Consider the following 3,854-nt stretch of genomic DNA (forward strand, 5'->3'; position numbering starts at 1 on the left):
TTCCGCCGTTGAAGGCGAGGGGTCCGCTGGGGGCGCCGAGGTTGGGGTCGCGCGCGACCGAGAGGGTGCCGGCCGCCAGGAGGACGCCGCCCGAGAAGGTGTTGGTCCCGCTCAGCGTCAGCGTGCCGAGCCCGAGTTTGAACAACGCCCCCGGACCGGACACGACATTCGACACCGTCAAGGCTCGATTCGGGTCGACGGCCAGACCCGAGACACCCTCCAGTGTGAAGGGACGCGTGGTCGTGAAGCTCGCCGTCGCCTCCAGGGTCGCGTCGCCGCCGATCGCCACGGCGCCATAGGCTTGGCCGAGATTCTCCTCCCGCGACACCGAAACGATGCCCGCCCGGATATACGTGCCCCCGGTATAGGTGTTGTCGGCCAGCAGGTTCAATCGACCCTGGCCAGTCTTGAACAGGCCGCCATTGCCGGACACGACCGCATCCTCCGTGAGCATCGCACCGGCGAACACCCCGAGGGTACCGCCGTCGCGCAGGATGACGGGTCGGCCGAGGGCGAAGCTCCGGGTGGCGATCAGCGCGCTCTTGCCCTCCAGCGTCACGGTGTTGCTGGGGGCGCCGAGCGCCTCGGTCTTGTCGACGGCGAGCCCGCCCTGCCAGACGAAGACCCCGCCGGTGAAGTCGCTCGTCCCGGTCAGGAACTGAATGCCGGCCCCATCCTTGATCAAGCCGCCGTTGCCGGAGATGCGCCCGTCGAAGTGCGGCGTCTTGGTCGTGCCGGTCACGTCGAGCACCAGTGGTGCCATCTCGGTCGTCAGCAGATGGGCCTTGGTGGCGCGGCCATGGTCGTCGAGGTTCGTGAGAACGAGCGGCAGGAGCGGCCCGGTATCGTCCGGCTGATCGTCGCCATACCCGGTCGCGGGGGGCTTGGGCGCCGCGGCCTGGTATTGCCGGAACGCGTCGGAGCTCAGTTGCTGCTGGAGGGCTTGGCCGATCCTCAGCAACGTCTGCTCCTGAAAGGGATTGGCGTCGATGAGGATGTTCGCCTGCGCCCCGTCCACCTGAAAGGGCACGTTGAGCTGGGGCGATGAGGAGGTCTGTTCCGTCGAGAAGGTGAACAGACCGAGTCCGTCATTGGTGTCGTCGTCCGTGCCGAGGAAGCCGATCACCGCATCGACACCCAGGGTATTGCGGACGTTCGACATCAGCGCCGTCGAGATCCGAATCCAATTCGCGTAGGCGCGATTGAATTCGTCGGTGGAGGCGTAGCGGCCGACTTTGTCCGCGGCCAGACCAGCCAGGGCCATCTCGCCGCCGTCGAGGCTCGGGTTCTTCCGGGCGAAGGCCACGAGGTCGTCGATCGTGCGGGCGAAGACCTTCGGATCCACGTTCAGTCGCGAGAACTTGTCGCCCAGCAGCCGGACGAGCGCGCTCCTGTAATCGTCGGCCGATGAGACGCGAGAGGCAAGATAGCTCGAAATCGAAACGTAGGCATCGTAGAAGTAGAATGACGCCGCTCCGTTGGTCGCGGCTTCGACCCGCCTAGCCCCGTCGGCGAAGGATTGCCGGAAATTGCTCAGCAGGGCGGCCCTGGCGGCCGGATCGGTTGGGATCTGCGTGGACGGTTCGGCAAATTTCACGACCTGAACGAGATCGTCGTCCGACATCGCCAGGACCGCCGTCTTGACCGCGGCGTCGACCCGGGCGCGATCGAGCGGGACGACGGCGGCGCGCGAGGCCTTCAGCATCGCGCCGACGAGGGAGTCGAATTGCGCCGGCCGCTGAGGATCCTCGGTGAACGGCGCGCTGTAGATCCCGACCTTCAGGCCAGTCAAGTCACCGGTCAGGCTGGCATTGTAGTCGGTAGGCCGGACGAAGGCTTTGCTGCGCGTGTCGGTCGTGTCGAGCTTGACCATGCCGTTAAGGGCGTGTGCGAGGTCATGGACGCTGGTGCCCATGGGACCGGCCGTGTCGATTTGCCAGGAATAGGGGGCGATGCCGGTCGTGCTGATCAGGCCCGCCGTCGGCTTGAGGGCGTAGAGATGCTGCTGCTGGGCGGGGTAGATGATGGAGTCGGAGGTCTGTGATCCGACGGTGAGCGGCGCGAAGCGCATGGCGGCCGCGATGCTGGGTCCGCTGCTGGATCCGGCCACCGCGATCGACGGATCGAACGGGCTGATCGTCTGGCCGCCCGTGCTGCTTAGATTGTTGCTCGTCAGCCCCGCCCACTGGCCTATATTGGCCTTTCCCAGGATGAGCAGGCCCTGCTCCAGCATCCCGCTCACCAGGGTCGCCTCGCCGGCTGGACGGGAGCCGATCAGGGCTGCCGAGCCCGCGGTGGTGCGCAGATCGTCGGCGGTGCCGATGTTCATCTTGAGCAGGACCGGTACGCCAAAGAGCGGCGGCAGCGTCTGGCCCTTGCGCTGCGCTTCCATCCTCTGCGCATCCGCCCGGTCGGCGAGCGCTAGGATATCCGGATTGATCTGCTCGACGGAGCGCAGGCCCGGGCCCGCATGATCGAGCTGTTGAATCTTGTACATGTACTGCAACACGATCTCGCGCGATGTCGTCTCGCGCCGTTGCAACATGCCGGCGAGATCCGTGGCCGTCCCTTCGGTCAGGTCGACAGCGCCATAATCGGGCAGCGGATCGTTCGAGAGGGTTCGGGTCAGGGAGACGGGTTCCGGCTGCTTCGGCAGCGAGGTATCCGTGAGCCCGAGCCGCCCGACGAGACCGACGATGTCGGCTTCCGTCGCAGCGCGCGGAACGAAGGTCACGAGCGGCCGGGCGGAGACCGATAAGGCGAAGATCTCTGCGTCGGTCCTGGGCTGGCCGGCGCGGATATAGGCGGCGCGGACGACGTCACGCAGGGCAAGCTGGTCCTGGGGATCGATCGCCTGCGCGAAGGCCGGCACGCTCAGCCAGAGGGCGCCCAGGAGGCTTCCGGAAATGCGCAGTCGCCCCTGTGATGCCGGCAGGCTGAGGAACATGGTCGATCTCCGAAGCTTCGATTCTGACAAGGGTGTTCGACGGGCAGGGCACGGCATTCGAGCCGCGGACGGACTCACCAGGGCTTCCGCTCTCGGTGATGGGACCATGCGTCGACCGGCGCGGTACGCCGGCGGGAGTGCCGCGATAGGAGGGGCGGGCAAGCTCCGGAAGCGGAGGGCCGCAATCGCATCGGCCCTGCCACCATCGACGGCCGAGCCTGGGTCTTCGGCCAGAGGGGCCGCGATACCGGTGTCGTCATGGTCGCGATCGGCCCACCGCCGGTCGCGGGATTTCTCCAATCGATCTTGTTCTTTTGCAGATTTGAACGTCCGCAAACGGTAATATTTTCATGTATATAGAACGATCTGAGTCGATAACCGGTTTAGAACGGTGCAAATCGTCATCCAATACGCTTGGTTCGTCCTGTGATATTAAAAAAATCTCTTCTTAAGAACAAGATGGTCCCATAAAAAACCGATAGATCAGCATTGATAAACATCTTTGCGGCAAATTTGTTCTTGTTATACAATTATAAAAGACAATTCATTGCGTGAGGTTTTCGATGAATTTCGCTTTGGCGTAATCATCATTTGTCCTGGCTCGGCCGCATTTGCAGGACCGGGGCGTAAATCGCGACAGTCACGATCGTTTGACCGGACGTGTGGCCCGGTAGCCACAAATTGTCTGTCGCGTTCCTGCCGCGAGGAGAAGGGTCCGGAAATCACGGACCGATTCCCTGCGGATGCGAATTCGGATTGGCCGCGGGGTCGTGTCCCTGATGGTGGTGTAGCTCGGCGGTAGCGAGGAAGCCCGTCCGCGCGCCTTCCACAGGGCTGTGGCGGGCGGGGCTCCCCGCGGGGTGGTCATCGGCGGTTGCCGGGTAGGGTCGGGTTGCGAGCGCCAACC

1 protein-coding gene is annotated in these 3,854 nt (G+C 64.6%); it reads right to left on the reverse strand.

The annotated features are described in order from the left end of the window. The coding region (locus MKK82_RS06385; protein ID WP_243984982.1) for an amidase family protein at window positions 1–2,947 on the reverse strand (2,947 nt) is incomplete at its 3' end. Window positions 2,948–3,854 lie beyond the last annotated feature (907 nt).

The organism is Methylobacterium sp. E-046 (assembly GCF_022829625.1).
Taxonomy (GTDB): domain Bacteria; phylum Pseudomonadota; class Alphaproteobacteria; order Rhizobiales; family Beijerinckiaceae; genus Methylobacterium; species Methylobacterium longum.